The 14,562-nt window shown below is 71.5% G+C and carries 14 protein-coding genes; 7 read left to right on the top strand and 7 right to left on the bottom strand.

Annotated elements, in window-relative coordinates:
* The first annotated feature begins 287 nt into the window (after positions 1-287).
* Positions 288-1,199, top strand: coding sequence for an SDR family oxidoreductase (locus ACICHK_RS04060; RefSeq protein ID WP_406835707.1), 912 nt, complete (start codon positions 288-290; stop codon positions 1,197-1,199).
* 133 nt (positions 1,200-1,332) lie between these two features.
* Here ACICHK_RS04060 and ACICHK_RS04065 read toward each other — a convergent pair whose 3' ends face one another.
* Both ACICHK_RS04065 and ACICHK_RS04070 read right to left on the bottom strand, forming a co-directional pair.
* Positions 1,333-1,785, bottom strand: a complete 453-nt coding sequence (locus ACICHK_RS04065) for a nucleoside deaminase (protein WP_406835708.1) — start codon at positions 1,783-1,785, stop codon at positions 1,333-1,335.
* Entirely contained in the window at positions 1,782-2,594 is an 813-nt protein-coding gene (locus ACICHK_RS04070) for an LLM class flavin-dependent oxidoreductase (RefSeq protein WP_406835709.1), read from the bottom strand. Before ACICHK_RS04070 ends, ACICHK_RS04065 begins: the two co-directional genes overlap by 4 nt.
* A gap of 93 nt (positions 2,595-2,687) precedes the next feature.
* On the opposite strand from ACICHK_RS04070, the gene ACICHK_RS04075 reads away from it, so the two are divergent.
* Both ACICHK_RS04075 and ACICHK_RS04080 read left to right on the top strand, forming a co-directional pair.
* Positions 2,688-3,134, top strand: coding sequence for an Lrp/AsnC family transcriptional regulator (locus ACICHK_RS04075; protein ID WP_406835710.1), 447 nt, complete (start codon positions 2,688-2,690; stop codon positions 3,132-3,134).
* A 161-nt stretch (positions 3,135-3,295) separates the two neighbouring features.
* The gene (locus ACICHK_RS04080) at positions 3,296-3,763 is read left to right on the top strand and encodes a hypothetical protein (RefSeq protein ID WP_406835711.1); all 468 of its coding nucleotides are present in this window, start codon (positions 3,296-3,298) and stop codon (positions 3,761-3,763) included.
* Between the two features lie 174 nt (positions 3,764-3,937).
* On the opposite strand, the gene ACICHK_RS04085 is transcribed toward ACICHK_RS04080, so the two are convergent.
* Positions 3,938-5,245, bottom strand: a complete 1,308-nt coding sequence (locus ACICHK_RS04085) for a cytochrome P450 (RefSeq protein ID WP_406835712.1) — start codon at positions 5,243-5,245, stop codon at positions 3,938-3,940.
* A gap of 293 nt (positions 5,246-5,538) precedes the next feature.
* Positions 5,539-6,396, bottom strand: a complete 858-nt coding sequence (locus ACICHK_RS04090; RefSeq protein WP_406835713.1) for an alpha/beta fold hydrolase — start codon at positions 6,394-6,396, stop codon at positions 5,539-5,541.
* A gap of 101 nt (positions 6,397-6,497) precedes the next feature.
* Between ACICHK_RS04090 and ACICHK_RS04095 the strand changes: the two genes are divergently transcribed.
* Positions 6,498-6,908: a winged helix-turn-helix transcriptional regulator gene (locus tag ACICHK_RS04095; RefSeq protein WP_406835714.1), complete on the top strand. Its 411-nt coding sequence runs from the start codon at positions 6,498-6,500 to the stop codon at positions 6,906-6,908.
* Between the two features lie 196 nt (positions 6,909-7,104).
* Here the strand turns inward: ACICHK_RS04095 and ACICHK_RS04100 are convergent, their stop codons facing one another.
* A complete protein-coding gene (locus tag ACICHK_RS04100) occupies positions 7,105-7,713 on the bottom strand; it encodes a superoxide dismutase (protein ID WP_406835715.1) in 609 nt (202 codons plus the stop codon).
* A gap of 468 nt (positions 7,714-8,181) precedes the next feature.
* Positions 8,182-8,322, bottom strand: coding sequence for a hypothetical protein (locus ACICHK_RS04105; protein ID WP_406835716.1), 141 nt, complete (start codon positions 8,320-8,322; stop codon positions 8,182-8,184).
* Positions 8,323-8,903: 581 nt separating this feature from the next.
* Between ACICHK_RS04105 and ACICHK_RS04110 the strand changes: the two genes are divergently transcribed.
* Positions 8,904-9,596 carry a VOC family protein gene (locus tag ACICHK_RS04110; protein WP_406835717.1) on the top strand — a complete coding sequence of 231 codons (693 nt, stop codon included), beginning with the start codon at positions 8,904-8,906 and terminating at the stop codon, positions 9,594-9,596.
* A gap of 118 nt (positions 9,597-9,714) precedes the next feature.
* Here the strand turns inward: ACICHK_RS04110 and ACICHK_RS04115 are convergent, their stop codons facing one another.
* Positions 9,715-11,754, bottom strand: coding sequence for an NPCBM/NEW2 domain-containing protein (locus tag ACICHK_RS04115; protein ID WP_406835718.1), 2,040 nt, complete (start codon positions 11,752-11,754; stop codon positions 9,715-9,717).
* Positions 11,755-12,230: 476 nt separating this feature from the next.
* On the opposite strand from ACICHK_RS04115, the gene ACICHK_RS04120 reads away from it, so the two are divergent.
* Together ACICHK_RS04120 and ACICHK_RS04125 are read left to right on the top strand one after the other, a co-directional pair.
* Positions 12,231-14,051: a hypothetical protein gene (locus tag ACICHK_RS04120; protein ID WP_406835719.1), complete on the top strand. Its 1,821-nt coding sequence runs from the start codon at positions 12,231-12,233 to the stop codon at positions 14,049-14,051.
* A 17-nt stretch (positions 14,052-14,068) separates the two neighbouring features.
* The gene (locus ACICHK_RS04125) at positions 14,069-14,500 is read left to right on the top strand and encodes a hypothetical protein (RefSeq protein WP_406835720.1); all 432 of its coding nucleotides are present in this window, start codon (positions 14,069-14,071) and stop codon (positions 14,498-14,500) included.
* Positions 14,501-14,562: the final 62 nt, after the last annotated feature.

Raw genomic sequence — 14,562 nt, forward strand, 5'->3', positions numbered from 1 at the left:
CTCACTCCCCGGGACGGCTGGCGGCAGACCTCTCTCACCCTGACACTGCCTCAGTGCGCGCGCCGGGTACAGGCGTGCGGCTGTCCACGGGAGTGCAGCCACCGCTGCCCGATGGGGCAGACGCCGTCCCGGGTGCCCGTACGCCGGTCTGCCCTTCCGGACCATGCCGGGATCCGCACTCGCGGGGGCTCTCACCCGATGGAACGTGCACGGCGGGTGGAAGTGGCGGGGACGTGATCGACTGGCCGAAGGCGGTACCGGGCCGCGCTCCCGGCAGGGAGGCAGCGATGGTGCAGGACCGGGCGTACCAACGGGTGGCGGTGGTCACCGGTGCCGCGCGCGGAGTGGGAGAGGCGACGGCCCGCCGGCTCGCGCACCGCGGACTGCGGCTGGCGCTGCTGGGACGCGAGCTGGAATCCCTGCGCCGGGTCGCGGGCACCCTGCCGACCGAAGCGTGCTGCATCGAGGTGGACGTCACCGACGAGCCCGCACTGCGCGGCGCCGCCCGCAGCGTTCAAGCGCGCCTGGGACCGGCCTCGGTGGTGGTGGCGAACGCCGGGATCGCCACGGGGGGTCCCTTCGCCGACAGCCCCGCCGCCTTGTTCGACCGGGTCATCGAGGTCAACCTCATCGGCAGCGCGAACACGGCCCGCGCCTTCCTTCCGCAACTCGCGCGGACGGGCGGCTACTACCTGCAGATCGCCTCCACCGCCGCCTTCGGCTCCGCACCCCTGATGAGCGCCTACTGCGCGTCCAAAGCCGGGGTCGAGTCATTCGCCCAGGCACTGCGCACCGAACTGCGCACCGAGGGCGTGGGGGTCGGTATCGCCTATCTCCACTGGACCGGAACCGACATGATCGGCGAACTGGACGACCACCCCGTGCTGCGCGCTCTGCGTTCCCACCAGCCCCGCCCAGCGCGACGGGTCCACAGCCCCGACCAGGTCGCCGCCTGGCTGACGCGGGGCATCGACAGGCGCGCGACCAGCGTTTACGCCCCGCCCTGGCTGCGTCTCGTACAGCCGCTGCGCCCCGTGCTGCCCCTGATCGTCTCCCGGATCGCGCGCCGTTCCCTCGCCGATCTCTCCGCGGCCGAACTGCACGACGCCGTAGGGGTCCTGGGCGCGGGCGGCCGCGCGGACTGGGAAGCGCACCGGCCACCGCCACCGGCGCCACCCGTCACTCCACCTCAGTGCTGAAACGCCCTCTGGGCTCCGCCGAACAGCCCGCACGCGCCAGGCCGACGCCCTCGAAACGGTCCGCCGGCCGGCCCGCCACCGCCGAGCTCTCGAGGGCCTCCTGGAGGAACGGCGGAATGCCGCGCTCTGCGGGTCACGTGCCGTCCGACGGGTTCGGCCCGTAGTACGCGTCGATGGGTGCGCGTGCCTCGCCGAAGAGGGCCGGGCCGTCCTGTGCCACGGACGGCCACTCCCCCGATCGCGGGTTGAGTTCCACGAGTTGCTCGGTGGAGAGCGCGTACACGACCCGGCCGATGCCGGAGCGGACGATGCCGCCCGCGCACATGCCGCACGGCTGGCAGCTGGTGTACATGGTGGTGCGGGCGGCCGTGTCCGCGTCCAGCTCACGGGCCGCCCACCGGGCCAGCTTCAACTCCGGATGGGCCGTGATGTCGTCGTCCCGCCGGACCGTGTTGTGCGCTTCCGCGAGGACCGTCCCCTCGGGTCCGGCCAGCAGCGAGCCGTACGGCGCGTCGCCCAGCTCCACCGCGCGCGCCGCGATACCGATGGCCTGCCGCAGCAGCGCCTCGTCAGCAGAATCGATCACGACACCATCCTCCACCGCTCGGCGACCGCGGTGAGCGCCCGCCACGCGGCCTCGGGCCGACGGGTCTGATCCGGATCCCCGTCATAGGGGTCGAGCACCACGGTCTGCGCACCGAGCCCGCGAAGCTCCCCCAGATCACCCACGATCCGCTCCAGGTCCCCGACACCGGCGGGCCGTTCGACCTCATGGACCGGAGCGTCGCTCAGCCGCAGCGCGATCCGCGGTGCGAACCCCGGCAACCCGTTGTCCGCGAGAACCGACCGCATCCGCGTCACCGGCAGCCGCAGCGGATGCCAGGCGTCGCCGAACCTGACCGCCCGCCGGATCGCCGCCGCACTGTGCCCGCCGACCCACACCGCGGGCGCGGCTCCCTCCTCCGCCCTCCACGTGTCCCGCACCACTGCCAGGTACTCGTCGGTCAGCCGGCCCCTCGCGCCGAACGGCACGCCGAGCGCGTCGAACTCCTGTCGCGCCCACCCGACCCCCACTCCGAGCACGAACCGCCCGCCGCTGAGCCGTTGCAGGCTGCTCGCCATCCGCGCCACCAGCAGCGGATGCCGGTACGGCAGCACCAACACGGTGGTGCCCAGCCGCAGTTCGCCACCGCTGACTCCGGCCAGCCAGGACAGGGTGGTGAACGGGTCGTAGAACGGCTCCGGATACCGCTGCGCCACATCCGGGGTGACGGCTACGTGGTCGGACACCATCAGCAGGTCGAACCCGAGCCCCGCCGCGACCCGCGCCCACTCGCGCAGCACGCCGGGGTCGGTCCCCGGCCCGAAGTTCGGTACGTTGACACCAAGTTGCATGCTCCGAGGCTATTGCGGCGATCACGCCGAAGGGAACCGGACCTTCCCGGTGGTTCCCGCCTCCTACGGTGAATCTCCCGGTAATGTCGCGCCATGGCCGTGAACCTCGACGACCTCGACTGGGCGATCATCGAGCAGCTCCAGCAGGAGGCCCGCATCTCCCTGAGCGAGTTGGGCCGCCGCGTCAACCTCAGCCCGTCGGCCACCACCGAGCGGGTGCGGAATCTGGAGGCGCTGGGCGTCATCACCGGCTACCACGCCACCGTGGACCTGGCCAAGGTCGGCTACCAGGTACTCGCCGTCGTCCGCCTGAAGTACCCCGGCAACCGGCACCAGCCACTGCACCGCCTCCTCGCCGAGCGCCGCGAAATCCTGGAGTGCCTGCGTACCACCGGCGACGACTGCTACACCCTGAAGGTGGCCGCGACCTCCATGGAGCACCTGGAGACACTCGTGGACGAACTGGCCGGCTTCGGCAGCACGACCACGAGCGTCGTCTACAGCCGAACACTGCCCCACCGCGGCCCCACCCGCCCCTGACCGACAGCCGACCGGCACCGCACGACCGCCGGTCGGTATCGGGGGGCAGGCCGCTCCTGACGCCGTGGCGCGTGCACCCTCCAAGAGGGCACCAAGCGCACAGCCAGGTCGACTTACGATCAGGGCAAGGACCAGTCGTCTGTCACGTCGAAGAGGCACTCATGGCTGAGCTCGTGCGGCAGCAGGACGTCAATGCGTACGTGGGCTTTCACGCCTTCGGGTTGCAGGAGTCCGACGACGCGGACCTGCCGGTGCCTTTTCCGGACGACTTCGACCGGCACGCGTTCCTGAGCACTCACCCGGGGCGCCTGGACATCACCAGCGGCGGCCATACCCACACCGCCACGGTCGGTGTGGAAGTGTGGGACGGGCCACCGCCCCGGCAGGACCGGGCCGCCTGGGACGAGACGGCCGAAGCCGCATTCGAGTCGACCAGTGGACAGATGGCGGTGTGGTCCATGCACACGGGCCGGATGGACGACCTGATCACGCTGGCGGATTCCGGCGGTCGGTGGCACGTCCGTGTCCACTGTGCGGGCCGGGCCGAGGCCGCCGCCCTGTCGGAGGACGAGGGCACCGGCCACGGCGTGGAGCGCTACCTCGTGCAGTTCTGGCCCGCCACATCCTGACCCGTACTGCGGCGGGATCGGTGCCGACTCCCCCGCAGCGCGCGTGAGGGCGACTTCCTCGACGCGTACTTCGTCGGCACGGTGGCCCAGACCGCCGGCTCTTCTCGAACGTGGCGAACGATACGCGCCTGAGCCGGGCGAGGCAGAAGCACGACGGCACCGACCACACGCCGGTCAGCGTCTTCCCGGCTCAGCCGTTCCGCGAAAGGAACCACACCCGTCTCGGATCGAGGCCGCGAACCCCGTCATCGATCGATCCGCGACGGTCCGTTCGGCTCCGCCGGTGCGGACCGGAAGGGCGAGCAGACCGCGGGAGCGCATCGAGGGCCGCCAGCGCAGTTCGCTCGGAGGCACGTCCAGGGCCATGTCCGGAAAGCGGTCGAGGAGCGCGGACAGCGCGATCTCGGTTTCCATGCGGGCCAGCGGAGCGCCCAGGCAGTAGTGGATGCCGTGACCGAGGGCGAGGTGGCCGGTGGCGTCCCGGTGGATGTCGAAGCGGTCCGGGTCGGTGAAGCGGCGCGGGTCCCGGTGGGCCGCGGCGAGGGACAGCAGCACGGTCTCGCCCGCCGGGATGGTCACCCCGCCGATGGAGGTGTCCTCGGTCGGGAACCGGCGGACGGCCAGGGGCATCGGGCCGTCGTAGCGGGCCGACTCCTCCACCGCCGCACTCAGGCGCGCGGGATCGGCCCTCAACTCGGCCGACTGGTCGGGATGGCGAAGCAGGGCGAGGATCGCGTTCCCGATGAGATGAACGGTGTTCTCGTACCCGGCGAACAGGATGAGGAAGGCCAAGGACGTCAACTCGTCCTCGTTCAGCCGGTCCTCCTCGTCGCGGACGGCGATCATCGCGGAGAGCAGGTCATCGGCCGGGGCGGTTCGCTTGCCCGCGATGAGGTGGGTGAGGAAGGACAGCATGTTGCCGATCGCTTCCCTGGCGAGGGACGGACGCGTCGGATCGGGGGCCACGAGAGCGTCGGTCCACGACCGGAAGTCGAGCCGGTCGGCCGGGGCCACGCCGAGCAGGTCGCAGATGACGGTGATCGGCAACGGCGCGGCGTACGAGGCGATCAGGTCCGCGCGTTCGTCCGCGGCGATGGCGTCGAGGAGCTCGTCAGCGGTACGCCGGACCGGCTCGCGCAGCCGCTCGATCCGGCGCGGGGTGAAGGCCCGGGAGACCAGGCGCCTGATGCGGGTGTGGTCCGGGGGGTCCATGTTGAGCAGGTTCGCGTCCAGTGCCGGCGGTAAGGCCATGCCCCGGTAGCCGCCGGGCGTCACATTGCGCTTGTCGAGGGAGAGCCGCGGGTCCGCGAGGGCCTCACGTACGTCGTCATAGCCGGTCACCAGCCAGGCGGGCAGTCCGTCCGTCCCGGTGATCCGGTGTACGGGCCCGGCTCGGCGGAACTGCGCGTAGACGGCGTAGGGGTCGTCGGCGAGTGCCGCGATGTCGATCGGCGCTTGCCGAGCGGGGTTCGTACCAGTCATGCCTCGACCCTACTCAGAGGTCGCGCGGACAGGCGCGGTCGGGGACACCGGCGACAGAGAACGGGCACAGGTCCCGGTGATCATGGAGTTACGGCGCTCTGTGATCACCGGGGAGACCCGTGCCCGTGCTTCCATCACGGCCGACCGAACCACTCCGGGACCGATTCGCGGCCCCGCTGCCCGAGCGGCCGCGGCGAACAGGGACCGAAACGCTCGGGCATGACGGATGGATACGGCATTCCGCTGGGACGAACGCCCGAACCGCCGACCGTGAACCTTCGGCCCCGCTCCGGTCACTTCGGCAGATCGGCGGAGAGGAAGGGAGCAAGGAGCGCGAACAACGCGTCGGGGCGGTCCAGGGGGATGATGTGGCCGCAGTCCTGGAGGCGGTGTCCGACCAGGTCATCGGCGATGGGGCGGAGTTGGCGCTCGAGCCCGCGGCCGACGGGGTGAGAGCCGACGGCCATGGTGGGCATGGTCAGCCGAGCCGTCGCGACGGCGTCCTGGATCTGCCGCGCGCTGGTGGGCAGGGCCCGGTAGTAGGAGAACGCGCAGCGCAGGGCCTCACCCCCGGTGTACGCGTGGACGAAGGCCGCACGGATGTCGTCGGGTACTCCTCGCCCGAGCGTCCCCGAGTCGAGGAACCAGTCGACGTACGGGGCCTCGTTGCCGGCCAGGACGGTCTCGGCGAGGCCGGGCACGGCGTGGAATCCGAACCACCACGGGGCACCGCCCGCGACGACGTCCTCCGCTCCGGGCAGGCGGCCGAGCAGTGCCTCCATCACGACCAGGCGCCGGACGAGGCCGGGCCGGCGCAGCGCGAGCAGGACGGCGGGGGCGGTGCCCGCGTCGATGCCGACCACCGCTGCCGAAGGCTCGCCGAGTGCGTCGAGCAGCCCTTCGGCGTCGGCGGCGAGGGTGCCCGCGTCGTAACCCCCGACGGCGCGCGCACTGGCACCGAAGCCTCGGAGGTCCGGGGCGATGACCCGGTACCGCCCGGCCAGTCGGCCCATGATGCCGCTCCAGAGTCGCCAGGTGTGCGGGAAGCCGTGCAGCAGGAGAACCGCGGGTCCGTCCCCGGCGATGGCGACATTGAGTCGGACGCCGTTCGTCGCGATGCGGCGCAGGTGGTGTGCGGTGGTGACGGGCATGACGGCTCCTCCCGGATGGTTACCATTGGTGACCACAGAACGATAGGTAACCGACCGACCGCTTCCTAGACGGCACTTTCAGGGAAGGTGGTGAGCCACAGGTGACCACCCGAGGAGCCCGGGCCGCCGGTCACGGGGCGCGCGGCGATCTGTTCGATCCCCATTGCCCGACGCGGCAGTTGCTGGACCGCATCGGTACGAAGTGGACGTCCATGGCCGTCAAGACGCTCGCCGATGCCGCACCGGACGAGGTGCGCTTCGCGGAGCTGAGACGCCGGATGCCCGGCGTCTCGCAGAAGATGCTGTCCGTGACGCTGCGAAGCCTGACCCGCGACGGACTGGTGGCGCGCCGGGTCGAACCCACCGTGCCGCCGCGGGTCTTCTACCGGCTCACCGGACTCGGGCTGTCCCTGGAAGCCGCGCTCGCGGGGCTGCGGACCTGGGCGGAGGAGCACATGGCCGAGATCGACCGCGCCAACGAAGCCGCCGCCCGGGAGGCCGACGAGGAGTAGGCAGGCCGGTTCCGCGCTCGGTACGGGTGACTGGGGTACCCGATGCAGCCGTCGTCGCCGCCCTGGTACCGCGTCGCTCTGTCAGGTCGACGTGGGAACCGGCTCCGGCTCTCCGGACGGTCGGGCGGCGACGCGGAGCGCGGGCCGGTGAGCGCGGAGGCTTCCCGGCCCGCTCATCACATGGTGATGGTGCCGGTCAGGCGCCTGCTGCCGCGGTGTAGCGGGTGGCGACGTCCTCCCAGTCGACCAGGTCCCACAGCTTGGTGACGTAGTCGGGGCGGACGTTCTTGTACTGCAGGTAGTAGGCGTGCTCCCAGGCGTCGAAGACGAGCAGGGGGGTGGTGCCCTGGCCGACGCTGCCGTGGTGGTCGTAGACCTGTTCGACGATCAGTCGCTCGCCGAGGGGTTCCCAGGCGAGCACGCCCCAGCCGGAGCCCTGGACGGACGCGGTCGCGACGGTGAGCTGCTTCTTGAACTGCTCGAAGCCGCCGAAGTGTTCGTCGATGGCGTCGGCGAGGACGCCGTCGGGCCGGTCGCCGCCGTCCGGGGAGAGGTTCTGCCAGAAGATCGAGTGCAGGACGTGGCCGGAGAGGTTGAAGGCGAAGGTCTTCTCCAGGCCGACCAGCGAGGTGGGCGTGATCAGGTCCTTGTCGCGGGCCTCGGCGAGCTGCTCCAGGGTGTCGTTGGCGCCCTTGACGTAGGCCGCGTGGTGCTTGGCGTGGTGCAGTTCCAGGATCTGCCCGGTGATGGCCGGCTCCAGCGCGGCGTAGTCGTAGGGCAGGTCGGGAAGCGCGTAGGTGCCCATCAGGCACGTCCCCTTTCACGGGTGCGGGTGATCGTCCCGCGACAGCCTATGCCTTTATTGCGAATAACTTGCAACAACGAATGGCATGCATCAACATGGTCCCCGGCGGGGTCGGCCCGTCAGTCTTCGGTGTCCGAGGGCCTTCCGTCCGTCGGCGTGTCCTTCCTGGAGAGTGATCGTCTTCTCACCCGGCGTCCGCCGGTCCGGCCGGCCCCGCTCCCTCACCGCTTGCCGAGGACGTGGAGTCTTGGTCATGCCCCGACTGATGCCGGACACCGGACCGCAGCGCGTCCTCGCGGCCTCGAACTTCGTCTACACCGTCGGAAGCGGCCTCTACCTCACCGCCGGAGTGCTGTATTTCACCGAGGCGGTTCACCTGCCGGCAGGCCAGGTGGGGCTCGGGCTCGGCATCGCCGGTCTTCTCGCGCTGGCCCGCGGTCCTCGCCGGATCGCCCTGCGGGACCGCCCTTACCTGCTGCTGACCGCCCTCGACGGCATCATGGCCGTCCAGTTCAAGGTGCTCACCGTGGCCATCCCGCTCTGGATCGTCGACGCCACCACCGCCCCGCACTGGATCGTCTCGGCCACCATGCTCACCGGCACCGTCATCGTCGTCGCCTTCCAGGTCCGGGTCGGCCGCGACGTCGATTCCCCCGCCGCCGGCGCACACGCCTACCGCCGGGCGGGCGTGGCCTTCCTCATCGCCTGCTCACTGGTCTCCCTGTCCGCGGGCACACCGGCGTGGGCCGCCGGAGCCCTGCTCATCACCGCGGTGGTGATCCACACGATCGGCGAACTGTGGCACTCCGCCGCGGGCTTCGAGATCTCCTTCGCCCTCGTTCGCCCTCGCCCCGCAGCACGCCACAGGCCAGTACCTGGGCGTGTTCGGTCTCGGTGCCGGGCTTGCCGAAGCATTCGGACCAGGACTGCTCATCGCGCTCTGCATCACCTGGGGCCGCCCCGGGTGGTATGCCGTGGGGGCCATGTTCGCGCTGACGGGCTTGGCAGCACCACCCGCTGTCCGCTGGGCACAACGCCATCGGCACGCTCCGCGGGCGCGGCTCGTGCCTGCGGAAAAAGCTTCGACCGCCTGATCGGGCCGAGGCGGCGGCCCGACCCCGCGGAGCGTGACCGTGGTGTGGTCTTCCCTTGTCGGAAGTACCGGCGGGCGGGGCTGCGAGGATGTGGTCATGGAGCAGACACCGAGTCGGCGGGAAGCGTCGGAGGCGGTCCAGGATCACGGGTGGCGCTACGTGCTGGGCACCTTGCAGACGTCGGTTCCGGTGGGGACGTTGGCTCAGGCGGTCAGCCTGGCGGCGGACGCTGTCGCGGTGTGCGGCGACGACGCCGATCGCCATCTCCGGGTCGATGTCCGCCCCGGCCTGGCCGTCTTCACCCTGCAGTCGTCGGACCACGCGGCGGTCACCGCCCGGGACGTCGAACTCGCGCGTCGGATCTCCGCCGCCGCCCGCGAATCCGGGCTTCGGCCGGAGCCCGGACTCGGAGCGGGGACACCACGGTCCGTCCAGCTTCTGGAGATCGCGATCGACGCCCTGGACATCGCCGGGATCCGACCGTTCTGGAAGGCGGTGACGGGCTATGCCGACGAGGCGGGCGCCGAGGGGCCGGAGGATCCCGTCGTCGACCCGGTCGGGCAGGGCCCGGCCATCTGGTTCCAGCAGATGGACAGCGCGCGGCCGCAGCGCAATCGCATCCACATCGACATCAGCGTTCCGCATGACGAGGCACCCCGGCGGATCGAGGCCGCGCTGGCAGCCGGGGGCCGGCTCGTGTCCGCGACCCGCGCCCCCGCTTTCTGGGTGCTCGCCGACCCGGAGGGGAACGAAGCCTGCGTCACCACATGGCAGGGCCGGGACGGCTGACACGACGCGCCGGTCACGGCCACGCGTCGACGGCCGCGCAGAACTCGCCCCGGAAGCGGGACGACAGGTCCGACGTCCCGCTTCCGGGCACTTCGGCGGACGGCGATGAACGTCCGGCTCAGCACGCGAGTTCGGCGTCCGCCCAGTCCGCGTGGTCCGAGTCGATGCCGTCGCCGCCGTCGGTGACCACGAGGCGGACCACCCGGGCCCCCGTGACGTCCGCGGTGAGCGGCCGGGCCGGCACGGCGTTCGTCAGGGTGCCGCTGGAGGCGACCTCGACGCCGTCGGCCCAGATCGCGAAGGCGACGGTCCCCCGCGCCCCCTTCTCGTCGTCGACACCGACCTCCGCGCTGACCGTCTCGCACACCGTGCCGGTGTAGTACGCGACGGAGCTCTCGGCGTGCACGCCGAGCCCCTTGGCGTATACCGCCCCACCCAGGGTGATCGGATGCCCGTCTCCCGCGGCGCTCTCCCCGTTGCTGGTGTCGCGTTCCACCGGACCCCAGCCGTTCGTGGCCGACATCCACGGCAGGTCACCGAGGTACGACGTCCCCGGGGGCGGGGCCACCACCACCGGGACGTCCAGCGGCAGGGTGCTGTCGACCCGCGCTCCGGACGGCGAGCGGTAGACGGCCCGCAGCGTCAGGTCGTACGACCCCGTGAGCGTCCCCCGTGGCGCGGTCACCCGCCAGTCGGTGCGCAGCGTGCGGCCGGTTCGCAGGGCGGCCGCACGCGTCGGCGATGCCGGTGCGACGGTCCAGCCGGTGGGGCCGGTGAGCGACACGGACACCCGTACGGCGGGCGTACGGCCGAGGTCGGTGACCGTCGTCGTCAGTGCGGCCGGTGCACCCGCCTCCACCAACGGGCCGCCGTCCAGGCCGAGTTCGACGGCGGGTGGATACGAGGCCCAGCGCCGGTCGGCCGCGACCCGGACGAGGACCGTGCCGTGCGCCGGGACGGTCGCGGAGATGGTTCCGGCGGTGTTGCGGGTCCGGTGCCGCCACAGGTCGCGCAGTGTGTAGGCGGGGGCGTCGGGCAGTCCGACCGAGCGGGCCGTCGTCGTGACGCGCTGGGGGGCGCCGGACTCGTTGAACAGGGCCACCGCGCGGCTGCCGTCCTTCATCTCCTTGGCGACGACCCAGCGCCCGCCCTCGGAGGAGACCACCGTGCCCTGTTTCCCGAGCGGGTCCTGGTCGACGGCGATGACCTCCTCGTTCCCCAGGATGTCCAGCGTGGCCGGGGACGCCTTGCGCAGATCGGTGCCGATGAGCAGCGGGGCCGCCATGACCGACCACAGGGAGAAGTGGGAGCGGTACTCGGTGTCGGTCATACCGCCGTTGCCGACCTCCAGCATGTCCGGGTCGTTCCAGTGACCGGGACCGGCGTGGGAGGCCAGGGGCAGGTTCTGCTTCAGGATCGACAGCATCGAGCCCCAGCTGTCACTGATGTCCCCGGTGGTGCGCCACAGATGACCGACGTCCGAGGCCCACTCCCAGGGCTTGTTCTCGCCCCACTCGCAGATGCTGTAGACGATGGGCCGTCCGGTCGCCCTGAGCGCGTCCCGCATGGTCGTGTAGCGGGTTCTGGCGTCCACGCCGGAGTTGTTGCAGTTGTCGTACTTGAGGTAGTCCACACCCCAGTCGGCGAACTGCCTGGCGTCGCCGTACTCGTGTCCGAGCGCGCCGGGGAAGCCCACGGTGTCGCAGGTCTTCGTACCCGCGCTCGTGTAGATGCCGAGCTTGAGCCCTTTGGCGTGCACGTAATCGGCGACGGCCTCGATGCCGTGGGGGAAGCGGGCGGGGTCGGGCACCAGCCGGCCGTCCGCGTCCCGCGAGGGCAGGGCCCAGCAGTCGTCCAGGTTGACGTACTGGTAGCCGGCGTCCTTCAGGCCCTTCTCGACGAAGAGGTCGGCGATCCCCTCGACCATCGCCTCGTCGAAGTCGGCCCGGCAGTGGGTGGAGTTCCAGTTGTTGAAGCCCATCGGCGGGGTCAGGGCGAGGCCGTCGCCCAAGGCGGGCACGGCCGGGGCGCCGGCGGGAGCGGCGACGGCGGGGGCGGCGAGCCCGGTCGCGCACAGAAGTCCCGCGGCGAACGCTCCGGCCACTCTTCGGCGGATGGTGCGGGTGGCGCGGATGGTGCGGGCGTGAGGGTGACGCATCGTTACGTTCCTCCGACTCGCGAAAAAGAGATGGCGACATGTACGTGTCATCGATGCGCGTTTACGGTAGGACTTGTTCGACTGTGATGGAAGACGACTGCCGGGAGGGGTTCGACATCTCGCCAAGTGCCTCGACCTAGCGGCCGGTTGGACACGGATCGAAGCCGCGCGTTCGTTTGTGTTCGAGTCGCGGTGTCGGCGGTGTGCGTGGCCAGATCCGGCCCGCTCCCCGCTCCCCCTCGGGCAGCCACGCCGGATACGCGCCGCCCGGCGCGCGAGCCGCGGAGCGGCCATCGCCACGAACGGGATCGGGCCGACGATGCGTGTCGTCAGCCCCGCTCCGTTGCGCCGTACGCGCCCCTGCGCGCTTCCTCACGCCGCCGGCCGTCGGGCGAGCGTCCCGCGAAGCCGCCTTCCGTCCTTCGCGGCGCTGCTAGCTTGGCGCCACTCGGCGTGCGGCGATCGGGGGAGGCTTCATGGCCGAAGGCACGCAGGACGACAGTGCGTACGGAAGGTCCGACGATCCGGCCGTGGACGCGGCCGAACATCTCGCCGCGGCGATCGGGACACCGGCCTGGGCCGAGGCACGGGAGCGAGTGACCGGCCTTCTGCCGGACGACGATCCACAAGTGGGCGAGCGGATCGAGGCTTGGGCGGCCGAGGCGGCGCGTCACGAGGGCGATGACCTGAGCCGCTTCCTGACGCGCTCGCTGCCGCAGTGGCAACAGCAGATCTCTGCGGCTCTCACGGACGACCCGGAACGGGCGCAGGAGGCCCGCCGATTCGCCGATTCCGTGCAGTCGCTTCTGCCGCCGCCCGACGGCACGACGACCCAGATGGCCATGGCGACGGGCCACGGCACGGTCAACTCCGTCCAGAACGGCAACATCTACTACCAGGTCGTACTCGGCCTCGCTCCAAGACCCCGCAGGACGACTCTCGGCAAGGCGGCCGCCACCGCACTGGGTGCGGGCGCCGTGTCGACGGCAGGTGGCCTCGCCGTCACGAACCATCTCGCCGCCGAAGCCGTGAAGCAGGCCGGCGTCGGCCACCTGCCCGGGGCGCCGCTGGCCGACCCGGCCCAGGCATCCGCCACCGCCGCGCAGACCGCCGGTTCCCCCTCGGTCGCGGGAGCGTCGACGCCGGGCGCCGCGGCGACGAGCCTGAGCGGCGCGACGGTCCTGGCAAAGGCCGCCACCGTCGCCAAAGCCGTCACCAAAGCCACGACCTTCGGCGGTGCGGGTGCCGCCGGTGTCAGCGTGCCCGTCGTGGCAACCGTGGTCACGGTCGTAGTGGTCGTGGTCACCACGGTGATCGTTGTCGTGCCACGCATCATGGGCGGCGCCTCCTGCGACGCGGCCGCCGGGGACCGTTCGGCGCCCGCGATCCTGGCGGAGGCCGCCCGACGCGTGGAACTCACGAGCTTCCGTTACGACGTCACCCGTGGTCGGCACCATGTCACCGGAGCGGCGGACCCGCAGGCGCGGACGGCGTGGTTCCGACAAGGCGTCAGAGGCGGCACCGACACGAGCGGCACGATCGACCAGGGCAAGGTCGTACTGCCCTCCGGCGTGACCACACCGTCCGGAGCGGATCCCCGGTGGGTACGGGCCGACGGCGCCTTCATCGACGCCGTCGACCCCGCCGCCCCGGCCCGCGGACTGCGGTCGGTGATCCGGGCCCGGCGCGACGGCTGCGCCTTCACCGGCACTCTGGCTCCCCCCGCCACCGCGCCCGAAGCATCCGCCGAACCGGCCGTGGCCCGGTTCGGCGTCACCTCGGCCGAGCCGGTGGCCACCACCTCCACCCCGATGGCCGATGTCTCCCCGGTGGACTTCACAGCACGTATCGACGACCGGGGCCGGCTCGTCCGCCTCACCACCCAAGGCTCACCCGACCGGCTGCCCGTCGCCGCCCGCTACTGGGACTTCGGACTGGCGGTGACCGCATCGGCGCCGCCGTCGAGCGGCGCGCCCACGTCGTCCGAGAAGGAGACCCTGACGGGCAGGTGGACGGGAGACTGGTCCACGTCGTTCGGTTCCGGCCGGTTCACGGCCACCCTGTCCCAGGACGGCGAACGCCTCACCGGAGACCTGACGGTCGACGGAGTGCCCTGCTCCCTCGACGGATCCGTCACCGGCACGTTGAAGGGCGACCGCATCACTTTCGGCAACGTGAACAGCGCGGGGACCATTTCGTTCACCGGAAGCGTGGACGGCGACACCATGCGCGGCAGCTTCAAGACCGACTGCTACGACACCTCCGGTTCCTGGACCGCGCAGCGCTCCGGTTCGTGACCGCGAAAGGACACCCCTTGATCCCCGACTGGCTGACAACCCTCGCCGCAGCCGGCTCCGCGGCCCTGGTCGGTGCCGCCTCCACCGACGCCTGGCAGACCGCCCGCGACCGCTTCGCCCGGCTGCTGGGCCGGGGCGACGCCGAGCACACCCGGACGGCAGCCCTGCACCTGGACGCATTGCGGAGCCTCGTCCAGCGCCCCGGGAGCCGGCAGGAACTGGCCGAGGCCCGCCGCACCTGGCGCCTGCACCTCCAGAATCTGTTGGCGGAGCATCCCGACGCCGCCGACGAACTCCGTTCGGCGATCGCCGAACTGCCGCCTCCCGGCCCCGCGTCCACGGCCGCGCCCCGGCAGGAGAACCGGGCGTACGACCACGGGACCGTGAACGCCGTCGTCAACGGGAATCTGACGATCCACCAGACAGGGCCGGACGCGTCCCGCAGCTGAAGGTGTCGCACACCGGACTGTCGCCAAGGACTCGCGACAAAAGCGGTGGGCTCGACCTGGTC

It is taken from the genome of Streptomyces sp. AHU1 (assembly GCF_045343905.1).
Taxonomy (GTDB): domain Bacteria; phylum Actinomycetota; class Actinomycetes; order Streptomycetales; family Streptomycetaceae; genus Streptomyces; species Streptomyces triticiradicis.

What these genes read in the sequence shown, in the direction of transcription:
- ACICHK_RS04105 (WP_406835716.1), bottom strand. Translation starts at nt 8,322, where the DNA reads ATGACGGTGCCGGTGAGCATGGTGGCCGAGACGATCCAGTGCGGGGCG.
- ACICHK_RS04070 (WP_406835709.1), bottom strand. Translation starts at nt 2,594, where the DNA reads ATGCAACTTGGTGTCAACGTACCGAACTTCGGGCCGGGGACCGACCCC.
- ACICHK_RS04090 (WP_406835713.1), bottom strand. Translation starts at nt 6,396, where the DNA reads ATGCCCGTCACCACCGCACACCACCTGCGCCGCATCGCGACGAACGGC.
- ACICHK_RS04075 (WP_406835710.1), top strand. Translation starts at nt 2,688, where the DNA reads ATGGCCGTGAACCTCGACGACCTCGACTGGGCGATCATCGAGCAGCTC.
- ACICHK_RS04080 (WP_406835711.1), top strand. Translation starts at nt 3,296, where the DNA reads ATGGCTGAGCTCGTGCGGCAGCAGGACGTCAATGCGTACGTGGGCTTT.
- ACICHK_RS04100 (WP_406835715.1), bottom strand. Translation starts at nt 7,713, where the DNA reads ATGGGCACCTACGCGCTTCCCGACCTGCCCTACGACTACGCCGCGCTG.
- ACICHK_RS04060 (WP_406835707.1), top strand. Translation starts at nt 288, where the DNA reads ATGGTGCAGGACCGGGCGTACCAACGGGTGGCGGTGGTCACCGGTGCC.
- ACICHK_RS04115 (WP_406835718.1), bottom strand. Translation starts at nt 11,754, where the DNA reads ATGCGTCACCCTCACGCCCGCACCATCCGCGCCACCCGCACCATCCGC.
- ACICHK_RS04110 (WP_406835717.1), top strand. Translation starts at nt 8,904, where the DNA reads ATGGAGCAGACACCGAGTCGGCGGGAAGCGTCGGAGGCGGTCCAGGAT.
- ACICHK_RS04085 (WP_406835712.1), bottom strand. Translation starts at nt 5,245, where the DNA reads ATGACTGGTACGAACCCCGCTCGGCAAGCGCCGATCGACATCGCGGCA.
- ACICHK_RS04120 (WP_406835719.1), top strand. Translation starts at nt 12,231, where the DNA reads ATGGCCGAAGGCACGCAGGACGACAGTGCGTACGGAAGGTCCGACGAT.